The sequence below is a fragment of the Salinicola sp. JS01 genome (assembly GCF_030284585.1).
Lineage (GTDB): Bacteria > Pseudomonadota > Gammaproteobacteria > Pseudomonadales > Halomonadaceae > Salinicola.
In genome coordinates this window covers 2,895,454-2,915,639 of the sequence record NZ_CP127244.1, presented here as the reverse complement: position 1 = coordinate 2,915,639, position 20,186 = coordinate 2,895,454, and the positions used below count along the sequence as shown (strand labels likewise).

Sequence of the window (20,186 nt, the reverse complement as noted above, 5' to 3'; positions counted from 1 at the left end):
ACGAGATGAAGTGTGATGAGAGAAGGGTGACGAGAGCAGGTTGACGCAAGCGTCGGCGCGAGCGTCGACAGGCGTCAGGAGAGACGGGGAGAGGCGTTCAGCTTATGGGCACATTCATCGTGCGCCGCCTGTTGGTGGCGCTGGGCGTGGCACTGACCATCTCGGTGGTCAGCTTCATGCTGCTGCATCTATCGGGGGATCTGGCGACGTCTATCGCCGGGCCCGAGGCGACCGCCGAACAGGTCGCGCAGATCCGTACCGAGTACGGGCTCGATCGCCCCATCGTGAGCCAGTATCTCGACTGGCTGGGCGGGGCGCTGCAGTTCGATTTCGGGCGCTCCTACTACTACCAGAGCACGGTGGTCGAGCTGATCGTCGAGCGCATGCCGATCACCCTGACCCTGGGCGGCCTGGCGCTGGGGCTGGCGGTGTGCATCTCGATCCCGCTCGGGGTGGTCGCCGCGCTCAAGCGCGATAGCTGGGTCGACCGCCTGGCGCTGCTGTTCGCGGTGGTGGGGCAGGCGATGCCCAGCTTCTGGTTCGGCCTGACCCTGATCGTGGTCTTCGCGGTCACCCTCAAGTGGCTGCCGGCGGCGGGCAGCGGCGGGCTCGAGCACTTCATTCTGCCGGCGATCGCACTCGGCTACTACGCCACCCCGGCGATGATGCGCCTGACCCGCACCGGCATGCTCGAGGTGCTGGAGTCGGACTATATCCGCACCGCCCGGGCCAAGGGGCTCTCCACCATCGCGGTGATCTTCAAGCACGCCCTGCGCAACGCCATCATCCCGGTGGTGGCACTGGCCGCGGTGGAGCTCGGCTTCATGCTCGGCGGCTCGGTGGTGATCGAGTCGGTGTTCTCCCTCGGCGGGCTGGGCCAGCTCGCCTGGGACGCCATCTCGCGCAATGACTACCCGGTGGTGCAGGCGGTGGTGCTGATCATCGCGCTGTTCTACATCGTGCTGACGCTGCTGGCGGATGTCGCCAATGCGGCGCTCGATCCGCGCATCCGCACCCGCTGAGGAGCCCGCCATGACCGTTTCGACTTCGACCCCGACGCGCTCCTCGCGGGCACCCGCCGCCGGCGGCCGTGCCCGTGCGCTGAGCGAAGTACCGCTGCCGCCCCCGGCCTGGTCGCGGGTGACGCGCAAGGTGTTCGGCCACCGCGGCCTGGCGATCGGCCTGGTGTGTGTCGGGCTAGCGGTGCTGATCGCGCTGTTCGCCCCGCTGCTGGCCCCCCACGACCCCTATTTCCAGGACATCTCCAACCGCATGGTGCCGCCGGTCTGGCACGACAAGGGCAACTGGGATCACGTGCTGGGTACCGACAAGCTTGGGCGCGACTATCTCAGCCGGCTGATCTACGGCACCCGCATCTCGCTCGTCATCGGGCTGGTGGCGGCGCTGATCTCGGGCGTGATCGGCACCACCCTGGGCGTGCTCGCCGGCTATTTCGGCGGCCGCGTCGATGCCTTCATCAGCTACATCATCACCACCCGCCTGGCGATGCCGGTAGTGCTGGTAGCGCTAGCCCTGGCCTCGCTCACCGGCGGTTCGCTGACCACGGTGATCGTGCTGCTGGGGCTGCTGCTGTGGGACCGCTTCGCGGTGGTCTCGCGCTCGGTGACCCAGCAACTGCGCGATGCCGAGTACGTCTATGCCGCGCGCACCCTGGGCTGTTCGCTGCCCTACATCCTGCTGCGCGAGGTGCTGCCCAACATCGCCGGGGCGCTGATCGTGGTGATCACCCTGGAGATGGCCCACGCCATCCTGCTCGAAGCGACGCTGTCGTTTCTGGGCATGGGCGTACAGCCGCCGCTGCCTTCCTGGGGGCTGATGGTCGCCGAGGGCAAGGCCTACATGTTCTTTCAGCCGTGGGTGATTGCGATTCCCGGCGTGGCGCTGTTCGTGCTGGTGCTGGCGATCAATCTGCTGGGTGACGGATTGCGCGATCTCAACGCACCGGGAGGGCGCCACTGATGCCACTACTCGATGTCCAGGACCTGCGGGTCGATCTGCCGGTGGAAGCCGGCACTCTGCACGCCGTACGCGGTATCGACTTGAGCGTCGAGCGCGGCGAGATGCTGTGCCTGGTGGGGGAGTCCGGCTGCGGCAAGTCGATGACCTCGCTGGCGCTGATGGGGCTGCTGCCGCGGCGCGCCCGGCTCAGCGCCGGGCGTCTAGATTTTGACGGCGAGTCGCTGACGGCGCTCTCCGAGCGGCGACGCGGCCAGCTGCGTGGCCGCCGCATGGCGATGATCTTCCAGGAGCCGATGACCGCGCTCAACCCGGCTTACACGCTGGGCAATCAGCTCTGCGAGGCGTTCCTGCGCCACCGCCTGGGCAACCGCCGCCAGGCCCGCGAGCGCGCCATCGAACTGCTCGAACGGGTCGGCATCAGCGCCGCCGCCGAGCGTCTGGCGCAGTACCCGCACCAGCTCTCCGGCGGTCTGCGCCAGCGCGTGATGATCGCCATGGCGCTGATGTGCGACCCCGATCTGATCATCGCCGACGAGCCCACCACGGCGCTGGACGTGACCATCCAGGCGCAGATCCTGCGCCTGCTGCGCGAGCTGCAGCAGGAGCTGGGCACCGCGGTGATCTTCATCACCCACGATCTCGGCGTGGTGGCGCGGATCGCCGATCGTGTGGCGGTGATGTACGCCGGTGAGGTGATCGAGACCGCGCCCACCCAGGCGCTCTACGCCAACCCCAGCCACCCCTACACCCGCGGGCTCTTGAGCTGTATTCCGGCCCCCGGCAAGACCCCGCCCGGAAGCCGCCTGCAGGCGATTCCCGGGGTGGTGCCGAGCCTGGTCGGCGAGGTCGAAGGCTGCGCTTTCCGCAACCGCTGCCCGCTGGTGCGCGAGGGGCAGGTCGATGCCGCGCGCTGCGAGCGCACGCCCGAGCTGCGCCAGCTCGTCGGCGCCCATCAGGCGCGCTGCCATTACGCGGAACACCGCGCGGCCACGCGCGTCGTCCAACCGGAGCTGAGCCCATGAACGCGCTATCGTCCCCCGGCGCACTGGCCGATCAGGCTGGCGCCCATACAGGCACCGAAACAGACAGCGACATCGATACCATGCCGGCGCTCGAGCTGTGCGCACTCTCCAAGCGCTACACCCTGGGTGGCGGGCTGTTCAAGCGCGGCCGTGCGCTGCAGGCGGTGAGCGAGGTCTCGCTGGCGATTCCGCGCGGCCAGGTGATGGGGCTGGTCGGCGAGTCCGGCTGCGGCAAGAGCACCCTGGCCAAGATGCTGCTGGGGCTGGCAACGCCCAGCGCCGGCGAGGTGCGCGTCGACGGCCGCCCGCTGGGGGACGCCGGGCAGAAGGCGCTGGCGCGGCATATTCAGCCGATCTTCCAGGACCCGTATTCGTCGCTCAATCCGCGCAAGCGGGTGGCGGCGATCGTCGAGCTGCCGCTGCGCGTGCACGGCATCGGCACCCCGCGCGAGCGGGCCCGGCGGGTCGCCGAGACGCTCGATCTGGTGGGCCTGCCCCAGCGCGCCGCGACGCAGTTTCCGGGCCAGCTCTCCGGCGGCCAGCGCCAGCGCGTGGCGATCGCCCGGGCGCTGATCATGCGCCCGGACATCGTGATCTGCGACGAGCCCACTTCGGCGCTGGATGTCTCGGTGCAGGCGCAGATTCTCAATCTGCTGCTCGATCTCAAGCAAGAGTTCGGGCTGACCTATCTGTTCATCAGCCATGACCTGGCGGTGGTCGAGCATCTGGTCGACCGGGTCGCGGTGATGTATCTGGGGCGGATCGTCGAGGAGGGCAGCCGCGAGCAGATATTCGCCGCCCCACGCCACCCCTACACCCAGGCGCTTTTGGCCTCGGCGCTGACGCCGGAGCCGGGGCTGGGGGTGCCGGACATCGGCCTGGGCGACGTCATGCCCGACCCCAGCAACCCGCCCAGCGGCTGCGCCTTCCACCCGCGCTGCCCCAAGGCTCAGGCGCGGTGTCGCGAGAGCCGCCCGGTGCTCACGGCGGAAACCATCGGTGTCAGCCGCGCCGCCTGTCACTTCGCCTCGGCCTGAGCAGGGCACATCAGGACGTTAGGGGTGATTTTTCAGTCTATTCGAGGACACTGCATGTCACGTCAACAAGCGCTCGCCAGCGTCTATAAGGGATTCGACGAGGGCGAGTTTCGCCGCCAGCTGGCGGCTCGGGTCGCGGTGCGCAGCGATAGCCAGAGCGGTGAAGGCGAGACCGAGCTGGAGCGCTATCTGCGCGAGTGCATCATTCCCGAGCTCGAGCGGCTCGGGTTCACCTGGGAGATCGTCGCCAACCCGGAGCCGGGCTACGGCCCGCTGCTGCTGGCCGAGCGTCGTGAAGCCGAGGCGGCCCTCTGCGTGCTCAGCTATGGCCACGGTGACGTGGTCCGCGGCTACGATGACCAGTGGCGCGAGGGGCTCTCGCCCTGGCAGCTGACGGTGGAGGGGGAGCGCTGGTACGGCCGCGGCACTGCCGACAACAAGGGCCAGCACAGCATCAACCTGGCCGCACTGGCGGCGGTCATCGAAGCCCGCGGCGGGCGCCTGGGTTACACCGTCAAGCTGGTGCTGGAGATGGGCGAGGAGACCGGTTCCCCGGGGCTCAAGGCGGTCTGCGCGGCCTACCGTGAGCGTCTGGCCGCTGACCTGTTCATCGCCTCCGACGGCCCGCGCCTGGCGGCGGATGCGCCGACCCTGTTCCTCGGCTCACGTGGGTCGTTCAACTTCGACCTGCGCCTGCGCGCACGCGAAGGCGCCCACCACTCGGGCAACTGGGGCGGCGTACTCTCCAATCCCGCCACGCGCCTGGCCAACGCCTGGGCCTCGCTGGTCGATGCCGATGGCCGGATTCGGGTGGCGGGGCTGCGCCCACCGGCGATTCCCGCGGCGGTGAAGCAGGCGCTGACGACGCTGGAAGTCGGCACCACGCCGGGCGACCCGGCGCTGGCCGAGGGCTGGGGCGAGCCGGGGCTGACGCCCGCCGAGCGGCTGTTCGCCTGGAACACCCTGGAGCTGCTGGCGTTCAAGGCCGGCAACCCCGAGGCGCCGGCCAACGCCATTCCCGGCGAGGCCTACGCCCACGCCCAGCTGCGCTACGTGGTGGGCAGCGATCAGGAGCACTTCCTGCGCCACCTGCGCCTGCATCTCGATGCCCACGGCTTCGACGATGTCGAGGTGAGTACGGCGCGGGTATCGCAGATGCGCGCGACTCGGCTCGATCCTGACGACCCCTGGGTCGGCTGGGCGCTGGACTCGATTCACGCCTCCAGCGGCAAGACCCCGACGCTGCTGCCCAATCTGGGCGGCTCGCTGCCCAACGATGTCTTCGCCGAGACGCTCGGGCTGCCCACCCTGTGGGTGCCGCACTCCTATCCGGCATGTTCGCAGCACGCCCCCGACGAGCACGCCCTGGCCAGCATCCTGCGCGAGGGGCTGGGCATCATGGCCGGGCTGTGGTGGGATCTGGGCGAACAGGGCGCGAGCGTGCATGCCGCACGCCAGGCAATGAGGAGAGGCGTATGAGTGCGACTGACCACGAGGCCCGCCTGGCGCAGGCCTTTGACTGGCTGGCGGATCAGCAGGAGGCGATGGAGGCGTGCCTGGAGACGCTGGTGAACATCGACTCCAACAGCTACGACAAGGCCGGGACCGATGCCGTCGCCGACGCCATCGCCGGCTGGTGTGAGGCCGATGGCATCGCGTTCGAGCGCACGCCGCGTGAAAGGTCCGGCGACATTCTCCAGGCGCGCCTGCCGGCGGCCGGCGCCGGCAATGGCGGGCACGTGCTGCTGATGGGGCATCGCGATACCGTCTTTCCGCGTGGCACGGTGAGCGAGCGCGGCTACACCCGCCAGGGCGATCTCGCCTTCGGCCCCGGGGTCGCCGACATGAAGGCGGGGCTGGTGCTCAATCTGTTCGTGCTGCGGGCGCTCAAGCGTGCCGGCGGGCTGCCATTCGCAGTGCACGCGCTGTTCACCGCTGACGAGGAGATCGGCTCGCCGGACGGCACCGCGTTCATCCGCGCCGCCGCCGAGGGGGCGCGGGCGGTGTTCAACGCCGAACCCGGGCGGGTCAGCGGCAACGTGGTGACCGCGCGCAAGGGCGGTGCCGCCTTTCGCATCGAGGTCAGCGGGCGCGCCGCCCACTCGGGGGTGAGCCATGCCGATGGCGCCAGCGCGATCGAGGCGCTGGCGCGCAAGATCGTCAAGCTGCACGCGCTGACCGACTACGCCAGCGGCGTGACCACCAACGTCGGGGTGATCGAGGGCGGCGTGTCGCGCAATACCGTGGCGCCGGCGGCGAGCGCGCAGCTCGACACCCGCTTCGTCGACAACGCCCAGCGCGAAACGCTGTTCCAGGCGATCGCGACGATCGTCGCCGAAGAGGAGGTTCCCGGCACCCACGCCACGCTCACCCAGACCTCCGGCTTCCTGCCGCTGGAGCCTGCGATGAGCGCGGCGCTGTTCGCCCGCTACCAGGCCCAGGCGGCGCGGCTGGGCTTCGCCGTCGAGGGCGAGTTCACCGGCGGCTGTTCGGATGCCGGCACCACCGCCAGCCTGGGCGTACCCACGCTGTGCGGCACCGGCCCGGTCGGGGCCAAGATGCATACCGACGAGGAATACTGCCGGCTGGAGACCTTTGTGCCCCGGGCCCAGGCCGTGGCGGCGACGATTCTCGATCTGGCCGCTGACGAGTGAGGGGCAAGGCTAGCGGCGACTGAGTCGCACGCTCTCTTGCCGCTCTCTTGCCTCCCTCTTTCCGTCCACTATTCAAGTAATCTTCGCCATCGCCGACGCCACCCACGGGTGGCGTTTTGCCCGTGGCTGGCGGTGCCGTCGTCAGGCGCCTCTGCTACCATCGTCGATACTTTTCTCGACGGCCGAGCCCGCTGTGCCGGTTCGCTCGTCGACGCTCACTTCGTTCTCGATCGAGGGCGGTCGTCGTGGCGACCGCGACAGGTTCCGATGAAATCAAGTTCGCGCAAGACCGGCTTTCGCCACCTGGTTCACTCCACCGGTTACTCGCTCAAGGGGCTGGTCGCTGCCTTCCGCAACGAGACCGCCTTCCGTCAGGAACTGGCGCTGTGTGCGGTGCTGGTGCCGTTCGCCTGGTGGATTGGCAAGAACCCGGTGGAGTGGCTGGTGCTGGTGGGTAGCTGTGTGTTCGTGTTGATCGTCGAGCTGCTCAACAGCGCCGTGGAGACGGTGGTCGACCGTATCGGCCCGGAGCACCACGAGCTTTCCGGGCGCGCCAAGGATATCGGCTCCGCCGCGGTGATGTTGGCGCTGGGCATGGCCGCTACCACCTGGGGCCTGCTGGCGTGGGACAAGTTCGCTGGCTGAGGCGCGCGGTACTGCCAGACTCCGCCTAGCCTGGCAGGTCCTGGGGCCGGTCGACGTCGCGCCAGATGCCAGGATCGTCTAGCTCGAGTGTGACCACCGCGTGGCGGTGCCGGGTGACCACGTCGCGGGCGCCTTCGCCGGTCTTTAGCTGGGCCAGCTCCGGCCACCAGCGGCGGCCGAAGATCACCGGGTGCCCGCGCTGCCCGGCATGATGGGGTATGACGATCGCCGTGGTGCTGGCCCGGGCGTTGAGGCGCACACAGCTCGCCGCGTTCAGCCAGGGCATGTCGCCGAGGATCACCGCCGCAGCGGTGGCATCCGGCGCGCACACCAGCAACTGACGAAAGGCGTCGCCCAGGCTCGCGCCCAGCCCGTGGGCGGCCGCGGGGGCGCTGAGCAGCGGAGTGTCCGGTGCCAGGCCTAGGGCGGCGGGGGCTTCACCCGGTCGCAGGACCACGTAGTGGCGCGGATAGGCCGCGGCGGCCGCCGCTACGGTAGTCGCGAGCAGGGTGCGGCCGTCGGCCAGCGGTTGGCGGCGCTTGTCGCTGCCGAAGCGGCGACCGACTCCCGCCGCCATGACCAGCCCGACCAGCTCGCCCGTCAGCCTGGGTTCAGAGCGCATCGCGCGCCTTGCCCCGGCGTATCCGCAGCACGTCGGCGACCACCGAGAGGGCGATCTCGGCCGGGGTCTTGCTGTCCAGATCGAGGCCGATCGGCATGTGCAGCCGGGCGATGTCGTCGGCGCTCAGCCCGCCGGAGCGGGCCAGGCGCTCGGCGCGCTTTTGCGAGGTGCGCTTCGAGCCCATGACGCCGATGTAGAACGCCGGAGTGCGCACCGCCTCGATCATCGCCAGATCGTCGATCCGCGGGTCGTGGGTCAGCGCCACCACCGCGGTGGCCGCGTGGCAGGCGCCGCTGGCGATGAACAGCGAGGGCAGCACCGCCTGCACCTCGACCCCGCTGACGGCAAAGTCGCGCCGCGCCTCCTCACGTGGGTCGCACACGATCACCTCGAACCCCAGCGCCTGGGCGAACTCGGCGCAGAAGCGCGACACCGGCGAGATGCCGGCGATGATCAGGCGCAGCGCCGGGCCCAGACGCAGACGCACCTCGTCGCCCTCACGCGCTACCCGCGGGCCGTTTTCGGTGGCGGTGGTAAAGCGCCGCCGGCCGCTGGGCAGATCGATCACCCGCACCAGCGAGCGCTGGCCGAGCAGAGTCGCGTGCATCACTTCCAGTTGGGTCAGGGTCTCGGCATCCGCCGGCAGCCGCTCCACCAGTACGTCGAGAATCCCGCCGCAGGGCAGGCTCACCTGGGGCGACTCGTCGGCGCCCTCGCCGTAGCGCACGACTTCGAGCGGGTCGTTGAATTCGCCGGCGGCCACCCTAGCGAGAAAATCCTCTTCGACGCAGCCGCCGGAGAGCGAGCCGACGTGGCTGCCGTCGGCTCGGGCCACCAGCAGCGAGCCGGGCTCGCGCGGCGACGAGCCAAAGGTGGCCAGCACGCTGCACAGCCACACCGTCTCGCCGGCGTTGGCCCAGCGCAGCGCGGTGTCGAGCACTTGTAGATCGAGGTGTTGCATGAACTTGGGAATCCTTTCCTGCGCTGGCGTCACCTAGGCACCGTATGAAAAGTACTGCGCTCGCCCATGCGTCGTTAAAAATCGGCTGGAGCGCCAGCCCGGTCAAAAATGCTCATTTACACCCCGTAAACTCCGCGTTTTCGCCGATTTTTGCCTTGCCTGGCCTTCGCTCGTCGATTTTTCAGACAGCACCTAGGCGATCGCCGCTTCCTGAGGACGCTGCGCGGCATCCGCTCAACGCTGGGATGGGCGGGGCGGCGTGCGTCGAATGGGCGTGTAGCTTACATAATAGTCTAGGCACATGACCCCGACGCTGCCCTCTGTGCCCGTCGACTTTTCCTACACGGCCTAGGCCGATGGCTTACAGAAATGGGGGTAAAAACCTTTTATTATTCCGGGTGAGTTGCACACTTATTCGACAATCATCCTGGCGTCGCGGCCAGGCGCCGACGCATGCCGGTGCCCGAGTGGCAGCCAGCGCCAGGGAAGGGTGCCAGCGTGGCGGCGGTCTAGCCGAGCGGACGTGGGCGGTTCTGCCGCTACCGACGATGGCCAGACGCGCCCGCCGCGACGACCGGGAATCGGGGAGCCAGACGCCATGCTGCATTACCATTCGGCAGCCACAGGGATTACCACAGACGAGGCCTACGGCGCCCAGGAACAGATCGACTTCTGCGAGCAGGTCGGTCATCTGCTGCGTCGGGCCTACCAGCGCCACACCGCGATCTTCCAGCGCGAAAGCTGCGACGAGCAGTTGACGCCGATCCAGTTCGTGACCCTGAGCAAGCTCGCCGAACGTGGGCCCAGCGCGCTGAGCGAGCTGGTGCGCTTGACCGGGATCGATCCGGCGACGATCCGCGGCGTGATCAAGCGTTTGAAGGCGCGTGACTGGGTGACGCTGACCTCGGACCCGCGCGATCAGCGCAAGGTGATCGTCGAGCTCACCGACGCCGGGCGCGAGTTGCTGGCGGCGATGACTCCGCGCGCGCTCAAGGTCTCCGAGGAGACCATGGGCAGCCTCAACCCGGCCGAGCGCGTGGCGCTGCTGCATCTGTTGACCAAGATCAACGCCTGAACCCGGTCGTCATCCGGCTGGCGCTCATCTCCACCGTCAGGTAATCGGCGGGGCTCAAGTGGCCCCGCTGACCTGGGCGCAGAAATCCTCGAAGCGGCCGCTGTAGTAGTGCTCGCGCGGCCAGCCGATACGCGGCAGATAGAAGAACATCTCTTCCAGCCGCGACTTGATGGTGGCGTGGTTCTTGGTGTCGATGACGAAGACATGCTTGCCACGAGCGTCGTGCGGGCTCTCCGCCAACTGGCGCAGGATGAAGCGCACCAGTGAATCCTCCTGCGGCATGCTGTAGCCCACCACCACCAGCACGTCGGTCTCGCGCAGTAGCCTCACCGCCTTGGGGAAGACCTGATGGAAGTAGGGCTCGTCGTAGTCCTGCACCTGGGAGGGCAAGATCAGCAGCGGCGGCTCCTGACGAATCTCGGCATCGCTGCGCCGGCGATACTCGAAGTCGAACCCCTCCAGCGTGGGCAGAATCTCGAACCCGCCGTTGATCTTGATCACGTTGCGGTCGACCGTGCGCGGCAGGTGCTCCCAGATGGTGCCGCCGCAGATGCGCTGCGGCGTGACCCCGCGATAGAGCCGGCCGAAGACCGGCGCCTGCTGGCGGTAGACGCGTTCGAGAATGGTCTCGATGGTGAAGTCGTAGTTGGTGGTGAGAAAGTGATAGAGCGGCCACGCCTCGCCCAGCCCGGCGCGGTCGGCGCGATCCTCCAGCGCGGCGAAGAAGTCGGTGATCGCGCGCTGTTCGGCGCTGATCTCGGTGGCGCTGAAACGCAGCGTGGTGTCGTCGACGTTGTGGATATCACAGGCGGCGGTGAAGCGGCGCATCACCAGGGTGCGCAGCTCATGGATGCTCAGGCGCAGGTTCTGGTCATCGAAGTAGCGGTTGCGGATATCCGGGTAGCGCACCTGCATGTCGAGCACGTAGCGCAGGTTCTTGAAGCGCTCGAAGTCGAGATGGCGATAGTCCTCCCAGCCGATCACGTGCATCACGTGCTGCAGGTTGGGGAAGTCGCGGATATCGTCGAGATCGATGGCGAACAGTTCGCCGTCGGTGGGCGAGCGTCGGTCCCACGCCTTGGAGAAGCCGGCGCCGCACCAGAAGGTCACCACCGGCGGCTTGCGCGGGCCGTTGGCGTCCGCCAGCAGCTCGTCCATCAGTCGGCCGAAGGCCGCCACGGTGTCGGCGTTGTTGATGCCGGTACTCGACATTCACCCCTCCTGTCGGGCTTGCGGGTTTGGCGACCCGGGCGAGCTGCACCGGGCCGGCCGGATCACGCCGCTGGCGCGCTGTCGTCGTCGAGGCCGATATCCACCGCCGGCGCCGACTGCGTCAGCCGCCCCACGGAGATGAAGTCGACACCGCTTTCGGCGATCTCGCGGATGGTTTCCAGGCGTACCCCGCCGGAGGCCTCGAGCAGCGCGCGCCCGGCGACCTCGCTCACCGCCCGGCGCATCTCGGCCGGCGGCATGTTGTCGAGCATGATCACGTCGGCCCCGGCTTCCAGCGCCTGGGTGACCTGGTCGAGGCGGTCGCACTCCACCTCGATGCGCGTGAGGATCGGCAGCTGTGCCCGGGCGCGGGCGACCGCGGCGGCGATGCTGCCGCACACCGCGATATGGTTGTCCTTGAGCATCACCCCGCTGTCGAGCCCCAGGCGATGGTTGCGGCCACCACCGCAGGCGACCGCGTGCTTCTCCAGCATGCGCAGGCCTGGGGTGGTCTTGCGCGTGTCGACCAACTGGGCGCCGGTGCCGTGGATACGCTCGACATAGCGCGCGGTGAGGGTGGCGATGCCGGCCAGGTGCTGGATCAGATTGAGCGCGGTACGCTCCACCGTCAGAATGCTGCGGGCCGGGCCGGCCACGTGCATCAGCGGCGCGCCGGTCTCGACATCCTCGCCGTCGGCCGCGGCCGGGCTGACCGCGATGCGCGGGTCGTAGCAGGTGAAGGCGCGGGCGGCGGCGGTGACCCCGGCCAGGCGCATCGGTTCGCGTGCACGCATGACGAAGTGGCCCGTGGCGTCGGCGTCGATCATCAGCGTCGCGGTCAGGTCGAGATGGCCGATATCCTCAGCCAGAAAGGCGCGCAGCTGGGTCTCCAGGCGCAGGGGGTCGAGTTGCCAGCCGTGGGGCTGGGCGGCCCGCGTCGTGGTCATGCGGTGTCTCCTTGGGGCAGGTGCGGCACATCGGCGGCACATCGAAAGCTGTCGCCAAGGGTAGCGCACTCGGGGCCGGGATTTCCGAGTAATATCACGCGTGGTTGACGCGACATAACCAATGACAACGAGGGGGCGCGATGCGTACACGGGGCTGGAAATGGGTGGTCTGGGGGCTGGTGCTGGCCTGCTACGTGGTGCCCTATGGGCCGCTCGGCGGGGTGCGGGCGTGGTACGGCAGCTTTCTCTTCTGGGCCCTGGTGGGCGTGGCGGTGATCGTCTGCAACGTGATGATGACCCGCGACTTTCGTGACGGCCCGGAGGCGTGAGCATGAGTCTGCAACTGATCTGGACGGCGGTGGCGGTCTATCTGATCGCGGGGCTGGCGATCGCCTGGCTGTCGCGCAGCGCCGCCACCAACGGCAGCGGCGTCGACATGAGCGGCTACTTCCTCGGCAATCGCCGCATGAACGGCTTCGTCTCGGCGCTCAGCTACAGCGCCACCACCTACAGCGCGTTCATGATGGTGGGGCTGGCGGGGCTGACCTACGCCGGCGGCGTGGGTGCCTTCGGCTTCGAGATCGTCTACTTCGCCGGGGTCTCATTGGTGGCGATCTTCGGCCCGCGCTTCTGGGCGGTGGGCAAACGCTTCGGCTATGTCACCCCCAGCGAGATGCTCGGCCATCGCTATGCCGACCGCCGGGTTGCCGTGGTCACCGCGGTGGCCAGCTGCCTGTTCCTGATCCCCTACGCCGCGGTGCAGCTCGCCGGGGTCGGCTATCTGCTGGCGGGCATCAGCGGCGGGGCGATCCCGTTCACCACCGGTGTGGTGGTGGCGACGCTGCTGGCGATACTCTTCTCCTACATCGCCGGCATTCGTTCGGTGATGTGGACCGACTCGCTGCAGGCGCTGTTCATGATCGTCGCCTCCACCCTGGTGGCGCTGCTGGTGGTGCACTCGCTGGGCGGCTTCGGGGCACTGTTCGACACTCTGGCGGCCGAGCATCCGGCGGCGCTGACGGTGCCGGGTCCGGGGCTGTTCAGTCTGACCACCTTCCTCGGGCTGACCATTCCGTGGTTCTTCTTCAGCCTCTCCAACCCGCAGGTGAGCCAGCGGTTGTTCATGCCTGCCTCGCTCAAGTCGATGCGTCAGATGCTGATCGGCTTTCTGGTGTTCGGCTTCATTTACACCCTGGTCTCGGTGCTGTGGGGCTTCTCCGCGCTGGTCGCCTTCCCTGACCTGAGCCAGTCGGATCTGGCCACGCCGACGCTGCTGGCTTCCACCCATGTGCCGCCGCTGCTCGGGGTAGTGGTGATGGTGGGCATTCTGGCGGCGGCGGTGTCGACCATCGACTCGATCATGCTGACGCTCTCCTCGATGCTCTCGCGGGATGTCTATGCCAACCTCGCCGAGGGCGCCAGCGAGGCGCGCCAGCTGCGGGTCGGCAAGTGGGTGCTGCCGCTCATCGCGGTGCTGGCGTTTCTCTTCGCCGAGCTGCAGCTGAGCCTGATCGCGGTGCTGTCGGTGGCGGCTTCCACCGGGCTGGTGGTGATCGTGCCGGCGATCATCGGTGCCTTCTACTGGCGCCGCGGTACCGCTGCCGGGGCGCTGGTGAGTATCCTGGTCGGCGGCCTGGCGGTGATCGCGCTCTATCTCAGCGGGGCCAAGCCGCTGGGGCTGCCGCCGGGGATCTGGGCGCTGCCGCTGGCGAGTGCGCTGTTCGTCGGGATGAGCCTTTGCGGCCGCGCACCGAGCGAGCGCGCCGAGGCGTTCCTGGCCGCGGCGAATGGCACGCGCTCATGAGCCGTGGCGGGTCGCCCGCGCCGCACGCAGGGCAATCACCAGCAGCAGCGCCACCGCCGGCAGCAGCCAGAGGTTGAGCTGCTGCCAGCCGAGCCAGGCGTTCAGCGGGCCGGCGGCCAGGGCCGAGAGGCTGGTCAGGGCGAACACCGCGCAGTCGTTGATGGCCTGGGCCCGCGGCGCTTCACCGCTCCGATAGAGGGTGGTGAGCCAGGCGCTGGCGGGCAGGAAGGTGAAGTTCCAGCCCAGGCCCAGCAGCCCCAGGCCGAGGGCGAAGGCCCACACCGCCGGCGTCAGCCAGGCGCACAGCAGGCTGGCCAGCAGGCACAGCGCGCCGATGGCGATCATGCGCGCATGGCCCAGGCGCCGGGTCAGGCGTCCGGTGATGAAGGAGGGTGCGAACATCGCCAGCATATGCCACTGGATGACCCCGGCGACGGCACCGAAATCGTGCCCGGCGTGGCTCATCGCCAGCGGTGTCGCGGTCATCGCCAGGTTCATCACCGCATAGCCCAGGGCGGCGCAGGCGATCGCCGCCGGCAGCCGCGGCTGGCGCAGCAGCTGGCCCAGCGCGCGTGGCGGCGGCAGCGGGGTGGCCCGCATTGCCACCGGCGCGAAGCGCAGCGTCGTCAGCAGCCCCAATGCCGCGAGATAGAGCCCCCCGAGACCCATGAAGCTGCCCAGGAAGGGCGTTGCCAGGGCATCCCGCAGGTGCTCGGCCAGCCAGGGCCCGGCCAGCGCCGCCACCACGCCCCCTGCCATGACCCGGCTCAGCGCGCTGTCGCGCAGCGGCTCGGGGGCCGCCTCGAGTGCCGCGAAACGGTAGAGCATGCCGACGCCGATACTCATGCCGATGGCGAAGGTGCCCAGATTGAACAGGCCGAAGTGCGCCCGCACCAGCGCCAGCAGACAGGCGGCGATGCCCGCCAGCCCGACCAGATTGCCCAGCACGAAAGTGCGCTTGCGCCCCAGGCGTGCGGTCAGCCAGCCGGCGGGCAGGGTGGCGGCGGTCAGCCCGAGTAGCTGCAGCGCCACCGGTAGCGTGCTCCAGTTGGCGCTGGGCGCCAGACGCGCCCCGATCAGCGGCGAGGTGGCGATCAGCAGCACGTTGCCGCTGATCAGCAGTGCCTGGCACAGGGTCAGCCCCCACACGGTGGGCGGCAGGCGTGGATGACGTGCAGATCGATTGGCGAGGGCGGGGGGGCGCATGGGCGGCTCCTGAAGGTTCAGGCTGTCAGTGTCCGCTGCCCGAGTTGGGTCGACAATGACCGCCATGCCACCCAAAACGACCCGCGAGCTCGGTTCCCGTCGGTGTAGCCATTCCTACGATAATATTAGACGACAAGGGTATTTCCGTTGCCTATTCCTCGGACTATGATAAAGCGCTTATCGATAACGCGCTAATCAACGGCAGGGCGGATCATGGACCAGACTGGGCAAGGCATGGACGAGGCAGCGTATGGCACCACAGGCAAGGCAGAGGGCGCAGCGCTGAGATTACCGCTCGCCGGAGAGCGTCAGCCGGCTCGCGGGCGGCGCTGGCGGCTGCCGCTGGCGGCACTGGCGCTGGTGGCGGGCGCGCCGGCGGCCCAGGCCTATTCGGCCTTCGCCGCGGATTCGCCGCATCTGTTCGGCGATTGGGGCGGCCAGCGCACGGCGCTGGAAGCAGCCGGGGTCAGCTTCGACTTCGACTATGTCGGCGAGGCGGCGACCATTCTCGATGGTGGCTACCGTGACAGCCACGTGACCAAGTACGCCGACCAGTTCGCGCTGGGCGCCAATCTCGATCTCGAGCGCCTGCTGGGCATTCCCGATGCCGAGTTTCAGGTGACCCTCACCGACCGCAATGGCCATAGCGTCAACGACCGCCTGAGCGACCCCGGTGCCACGGTGGGCGGCTCCAGCGTGCAGGAGGTCCAGGGCCGCGGCCCGGTCACACGCCTGACCCAGTTCTGGTATCGCCAGCGCTTCTTCGACGATGCGCTGTCGATCAAGCTGGGGCGTATCCCCTTCGGCGATGATTTCGCCACCATCGACAGCCATTTCCAGAACCTGGCCTTCGGCGGCGCCCAGCCGGGCAACTGGGGCAATGACATCTACAACTGGCCGATCTCGCAGTGGGCGGCGGTGGTCCGTGCCAATCTCGCCGCCGACTGGTACCTCCAGGCCGGTGTGTTCAATCTCAACGACAGCAACCTCGACAACGACCACGGCCTGGACCTGCACCACAGCGGCACCCAGGGCACGATGTACCCCATCGAACTGGGCTACACGCCGACCCTTGGTGGCATGGCCGGTACCTACAAGCTCGGCTTCTACACCCACGACGTCGACAATCGCGCCTATGGTGACGGCCCCGCGACGCGCACCAGTGACACCAACACCGGGCTCTACTATGTGATCCAGCAGCGGGTGACGACCCGTGGCGGCGACGCCAAGCGCGGTCTGACGCTTTTCAGCATGGGTAACACCAACCACGGCGATACCGCGGGGATCGATCGCTATGTCTCGATCGGTGCGACCTACCAGGGGCCGTTCGACGCCCGCCCGCAGGACGATGCCGGGATCGGGCTGGCCTATCTGCACGTCAATGACGACGTCAACGACTACATCGACTACTACAACGCGACCCCCGCCGGCTCGCTCACGCCGCTGCCGCGCCAGGGCCACGAGTACGACGCCGAGCTCTACTACAGCGTCAACCTGACGCCTTATCTGACGCTACGCCCCAACCTGCAGTACGTGGCCAACCCGTCAGCAGTGGATTCGGTCGACAATGCGTGGGTGTTGGGGACCACGGTTCAGGTCAGCTTCTAGACACTGCATGAGAAGTACTGCGCTCGCTGGGACCGAAGCGGGCGCGGTAGAGGCTCGGCGGCAGCCCGTAGTGGCGCTGGAACAGCCGCCTGAGCTGCTCGCTGCCGCCCAGTCGGCAGTGTTCGGCGATACGCGGCAGCGGTGCCGCGCTCTCGGCCAGCAGCCGCCGCGCCTCCTCCAGCCGCAGGCGGGTGAGGAAGTCGCCCGGGGTCATGCCTAGCTGGCGCCGGAACAGGCGCTGGAAGTGGCGCGGCGTCACCGCCATGCGCGCGGCCAGCGTCTCGGTATCCCACGCGGCCAGCGGGTCGCCGATCACCGCATCGACCACCTGGCGCAGGCGCCCTTGGCTGTCGAGCTGGCAGCGCAGGCCTTCGCTGAACTGGGCCTGATCGCCGGGCCGGTGCAGGAACATCACCAGCTCCCGCGCCACCTGGCCGGCCAGCGCCTCGCCCTGATCGGCGGCGACCAGGGCGAGGGCCAGGTCGATCCCCGCGGTGATGCCGGCACTGGTGTAGATACCGCCGCTGCACAGATAGAGCGCCTCGGCGCGCACCTGGATGGCCGGGAACTCGGCAGCCAGACGTGCGGCGTGGCGCCAGTGGGTGGTGGCCTGGCGCCCGTCGAGCAGGCCCGCCCGGGCCAGGGCGAAGGCGCCGGTGCAGATCGAGCCGACCCTTGGCGTGCGCGCGGCGCGGGCGGCCAGCATGTCCAGCGTGGCGCGGCTCAACCGATGCACGCCGTGGCCGCCGGCGATCAACAGGGTGTCGCCGGCGGGCGTGGTGTCGAGGGCGTGGGTCGCGACCAGCGTCATGCCTCCGTTAGTGACCACGGGCCCGGGCTCGGTGGCGAGCAGGCGCAGCCGATAACGGGGCTCGCCGGCGGCTTCGTTGGCGCTGGCGAAGACCTGCCATGGGCCGCTGGCATCCAGTAGCTGGCAGTCGGGGTAGACGAACAGATCGAGCGTCTGGGTCATCGACGGCTCCCGGCGGTGAGTGGCCAGTCTCCGCCGTCACCGAGAGGTCGGCAAGGACGACTGGCCCACCGAAAGCGACACTCGACGAACGTGACACTCAAGATAAGCGACATTCGCTGTTGTCACCGACCCCAATGCGATGACTCGAAGCGTAACCGCCTGGGCCGATTGAGAGACAAAAAAACGCCGCCGGAGGCGCTCCGGCGGCGTTGTCTAGCGGGGCAGACGCTACGGTCGCGCTCAGGCGAGGTCGAAGCGGTCCAGGTTCATCACCTTGGTCCAGGCGGCGGCGAAGTCGTGGACGAACTTCTCCTGGGCATCGTCGCTGGCATAGACCTCGGCCAGCGCGCGCAGCACCGAGTGCGAGCCGAAGATCAGGTCGTTGCGGGTGGCGGTGTACTGAAGCGTCCCGTCGCTGCGTGAACGACCTTCGAACAGCTCGGCTTCGGCATCCACCGCGCTCCACTCCGTGCTCATGTCGAGCAGATTGACGAAGAAGTCATTGCTGAGCACACCGGGGCGCTGGGTGAACACGCCGTGGTCGGCACCGTCGTGGTTGGTGCCGAGCACGCGCAGGCCACCGATCAGTACGGTCAGTTCCGGGGCGGTCAAGGTCAGCTGCTGGGCCTTATCGATCAGCAGCGTCTCGGTGGGCACGTTGAGCTTGCCGCGCTTGTAGTTGCGGAAGCCATCGGCCAGCGGCTCCATCACGCTGAAGGCGTGGATATCGGTCTGATCCTGGCTGGCATCGACCCGGCCCGGAGCGAACGGCAGGCTGAGCTCGACCCCGGCCGCCTTGGCCGCCTGCTCGACGCCGACATTGCCGGCCAGCACGATCACGTCGGCCAGCGAAGCCTTGCCGGAGGCCGCCTGGATCGCCTGCAGCTTGGGCAGCGCGCCGGCGGCGATACGGTTGACCGCCCAATCCTTCTGCGGGGCCAGGGCCAGACGGGCACCGTTGGCGCCGCCGCGCTTGTCACCGCCGCGGAAGGTCGAGGCCGAAGCCCAGGCGGTGCCGACCAGTTCGGCCACCGACAGCCCGGCATCGGCGATCTGCTGCTTGAGCGTGGCGATATCCGCGGCGCTCGGCTGGTGGCTCGGCGCCGGCAGCGGGTCCTGCCAGACCAGCTCTTCCTGCGGCACTTCGGGGCCGAGATAGCGCGCCTTGGGCCCCATGTCGCGATGGGTCAGCTTGAACCAGGCGCGGGCGAAGGCGTCGGCGAACGCCTGCGGGTCCTCGAGGAAGCGGCGCGAGATCTTCTCGAACTCGGGGTCGAAGCGCAGCGTCAGGTCGGTGGTGAGCATGGTCGGCTTGCGCTTCTTGGCCGGGTCGAACGGATCCGGAATCGACGCCTCGGCATCCTTGGCTTCCCACTGGATCGCGCCGGCCGGGCTGCGGGTCTGCTCCCACTCGTAGTTGAACAGGTTCTCGAAGAAGTAGTGGCTCCAGCGCGTCGGCGTCTGGGTCCAGACCACTTCGATCCCCGAGGTGGTGGCGTCGGCACCCACGCCGCTACCGTGGGCGTTGTGCCAGCCGAAGCCCTGGGACTCCAGCGGCGCGGCTTCCGGGTCGGCGCCGATCGCTTCGGAGGGGCCGGCACCGTGGGTCTTGCCCAGGGTGTGGCCGCCGGCGATCAGGGCCACGATCTCTTCATCGTCCATCGCCATGTTGCCGAAGGTGGCGCGGATCGCCGGCGCCGCCGAGATCGGGTCGCCGCTGGCGTTGGGGCCTTCGGGGTTGACGTAGATCAGTCCCATCTCGGTGGCCGAGAGGGGGTTGTTGGCCAGGGTCGCCGGATCGCGATGGGTCAGCCACGCCTTCTCGTCGCCCCAGTTGACGTCGAGGTCGGGCTCCCATACGTCCTCGCGGCCGCCGGCGAAGCCGAAAGTCCGGAAACCGGAAGACTCCAGCGCCACGTTACCGGCGAGCACGATGAGATCGGCCCAGGAGATGTGCTGGCCATACTTGCGCTTGACCGGCCACAGCAGACGACGCGCCTTGTCGAGACTGACGTTGTCGGGCCAGCTGTTGAGCGGGGCGAAGCGCTGCTGGCCACGCCCGGCGCCGCCGCGACCGTCGACCAGACGATAGGTGCCGGCGCTGTGCCACGCCATGCGGATGAACAGGCCGATATAGGAGCCCCAGTCCGCCGGCCACCAGGCCTGGGATTCGGTCAGGGTCTTCTCGATATCGGCCTTGAGCGCGGTGTAGTCGAGTTTGGCGAACGCGTCGCGGTAATCGAAATCGCCGTCCAGCGGGTTGGAGCGCTCGGAGTGCTGGTTGAGCAGGTCGACACGCAGCTGATTCGGCCACCAGTCACGGTTGGTGGTGCCGCCACCGGCTGCCTGGGCGGTACCGCCGCCGTCGCTGACGGTGGTGCCGGACTGGCCGGAAAACGGGCACTTGGATTCGGCTTGTTGTGACATCGTCTCTCTCACC

18 protein-coding genes are annotated in these 20,186 nt (G+C 68.6%); 11 read left to right on the top strand and 7 right to left on the bottom strand.

Going from position 1 to position 20,186, the window contains the following annotated elements:
- Positions 1 to 104 precede the first annotated feature (104 nt).
- The 7 genes from QO259_RS13370 to QO259_RS13340 all read left to right on the top strand — a co-directional run bounded on the left by QO259_RS13370 (position 105) and on the right by QO259_RS13340 (position 7,338).
- Complete coding sequence (locus tag QO259_RS13370; protein ID WP_285950326.1) at positions 105 to 1,022, top strand: ABC transporter permease; 918 nt, start codon at positions 105 to 107, stop codon at positions 1,020 to 1,022.
- Positions 1,023 to 1,032: 10 nt separating this feature from the next.
- Positions 1,033 to 1,980, top strand: coding sequence for an ABC transporter permease (locus tag QO259_RS13365; RefSeq protein WP_285950325.1), 948 nt, complete (start codon positions 1,033 to 1,035; stop codon positions 1,978 to 1,980).
- Positions 1,980 to 3,002 carry an ABC transporter ATP-binding protein gene (locus QO259_RS13360; protein ID WP_285950324.1) on the top strand — a complete coding sequence of 341 codons (1,023 nt, stop codon included), beginning with the start codon at positions 1,980 to 1,982 and terminating at the stop codon, positions 3,000 to 3,002. Before QO259_RS13365 ends, QO259_RS13360 begins: the two co-directional genes overlap by 1 nt.
- Complete coding sequence (locus QO259_RS13355; protein WP_285950323.1) at positions 2,999 to 4,039, top strand: ABC transporter ATP-binding protein; 1,041 nt, start codon at positions 2,999 to 3,001, stop codon at positions 4,037 to 4,039. The genes QO259_RS13360 and QO259_RS13355 overlap by 4 nt, the downstream gene beginning before the upstream one ends.
- A 54-nt stretch (positions 4,040 to 4,093) precedes the next feature.
- Positions 4,094 to 5,518, top strand: a complete 1,425-nt coding sequence (locus tag QO259_RS13350) for a M20 family metallopeptidase (protein WP_285950322.1) — start codon at positions 4,094 to 4,096, stop codon at positions 5,516 to 5,518.
- Complete coding sequence (locus QO259_RS13345) at positions 5,515 to 6,693, top strand: M20 family metallopeptidase (protein WP_285950321.1); 1,179 nt, start codon at positions 5,515 to 5,517, stop codon at positions 6,691 to 6,693. The genes QO259_RS13350 and QO259_RS13345 overlap by 4 nt, the downstream gene beginning before the upstream one ends.
- A 267-nt stretch (positions 6,694 to 6,960) precedes the next feature.
- Positions 6,961 to 7,338, top strand: coding sequence for a diacylglycerol kinase (locus QO259_RS13340; RefSeq protein ID WP_035474178.1), 378 nt, complete (start codon positions 6,961 to 6,963; stop codon positions 7,336 to 7,338).
- A gap of 25 nt (positions 7,339 to 7,363) precedes the next feature.
- Here the strand turns inward: QO259_RS13340 and QO259_RS13335 are convergent, their stop codons facing one another.
- Positions 7,364 to 7,960, bottom strand: coding sequence for a nucleotidyltransferase family protein (locus QO259_RS13335; protein ID WP_285950320.1), 597 nt, complete (start codon positions 7,958 to 7,960; stop codon positions 7,364 to 7,366).
- Complete coding sequence (locus QO259_RS13330) at positions 7,950 to 8,921, bottom strand: XdhC family protein (RefSeq protein WP_285950319.1); 972 nt, start codon at positions 8,919 to 8,921, stop codon at positions 7,950 to 7,952. The genes QO259_RS13335 and QO259_RS13330 overlap by 11 nt, the downstream gene beginning before the upstream one ends.
- Before the next feature lie 598 nt (positions 8,922 to 9,519).
- Here QO259_RS13330 and QO259_RS13325 point away from each other — a divergent pair.
- Positions 9,520 to 9,996 (top strand): MarR family winged helix-turn-helix transcriptional regulator, encoded by a 477-nt coding sequence (locus QO259_RS13325; RefSeq protein WP_285950318.1) that lies wholly within the window; start codon positions 9,520 to 9,522, stop codon positions 9,994 to 9,996.
- Between the two features lie 54 nt (positions 9,997 to 10,050).
- On the opposite strand, the gene QO259_RS13320 is transcribed toward QO259_RS13325, so the two are convergent.
- Together QO259_RS13320 and nadC are read right to left on the bottom strand one after the other, a co-directional pair.
- Entirely contained in the window at positions 10,051 to 11,208 is a 1,158-nt protein-coding gene (locus QO259_RS13320) for an SIR2 family protein (RefSeq protein WP_035474172.1), read from the bottom strand.
- Between the two features lie 62 nt (positions 11,209 to 11,270).
- On the bottom strand, positions 11,271 to 12,155 hold the full coding sequence (nadC, locus tag QO259_RS13315; protein WP_285950317.1) for a carboxylating nicotinate-nucleotide diphosphorylase: 885 nt from the start codon (positions 12,153 to 12,155) through the stop codon (positions 11,271 to 11,273).
- A 140-nt stretch (positions 12,156 to 12,295) separates the two neighbouring features.
- Between nadC and QO259_RS13310 the strand changes: the two genes are divergently transcribed.
- Both QO259_RS13310 and QO259_RS13305 read left to right on the top strand, forming a co-directional pair.
- On the top strand, positions 12,296 to 12,484 hold the full coding sequence (locus QO259_RS13310; protein ID WP_035474170.1) for a hypothetical protein: 189 nt from the start codon (positions 12,296 to 12,298) through the stop codon (positions 12,482 to 12,484).
- 2 nt (positions 12,485 to 12,486) lie between these two features.
- A complete protein-coding gene (locus tag QO259_RS13305) occupies positions 12,487 to 13,959 on the top strand; it encodes a sodium:solute symporter family protein (protein WP_285950316.1) in 1,473 nt (490 codons plus the stop codon).
- Here the strand turns inward: QO259_RS13305 and QO259_RS13300 are convergent.
- A complete protein-coding gene (locus tag QO259_RS13300; protein ID WP_285950315.1) occupies positions 13,954 to 15,165 on the bottom strand; it encodes an MFS transporter in 1,212 nt (403 codons plus the stop codon). The two genes, QO259_RS13305 and QO259_RS13300, sit on opposite strands and share 6 nt — an antisense overlap.
- Positions 15,166 to 15,378: 213 nt before the next feature.
- On the opposite strand from QO259_RS13300, the gene QO259_RS13295 reads away from it, so the two are divergent.
- Entirely contained in the window at positions 15,379 to 16,773 is a 1,395-nt protein-coding gene (locus tag QO259_RS13295) for a carbohydrate porin (protein WP_285950314.1), read from the top strand.
- Here QO259_RS13295 and QO259_RS13290 read toward each other — a convergent pair.
- Both QO259_RS13290 and katG read right to left on the bottom strand, forming a co-directional pair.
- Complete coding sequence (locus QO259_RS13290) at positions 16,763 to 17,746, bottom strand: GlxA family transcriptional regulator (RefSeq protein ID WP_285950313.1); 984 nt, start codon at positions 17,744 to 17,746, stop codon at positions 16,763 to 16,765. The genes QO259_RS13295 and QO259_RS13290 overlap by 11 nt on opposite strands.
- A 240-nt stretch (positions 17,747 to 17,986) precedes the next feature.
- Positions 17,987 to 20,173, bottom strand: coding sequence for a catalase/peroxidase HPI (katG, locus tag QO259_RS13285; protein WP_285950312.1), 2,187 nt, complete (start codon positions 20,171 to 20,173; stop codon positions 17,987 to 17,989).
- Positions 20,174 to 20,186: the final 13 nt, after the last annotated feature.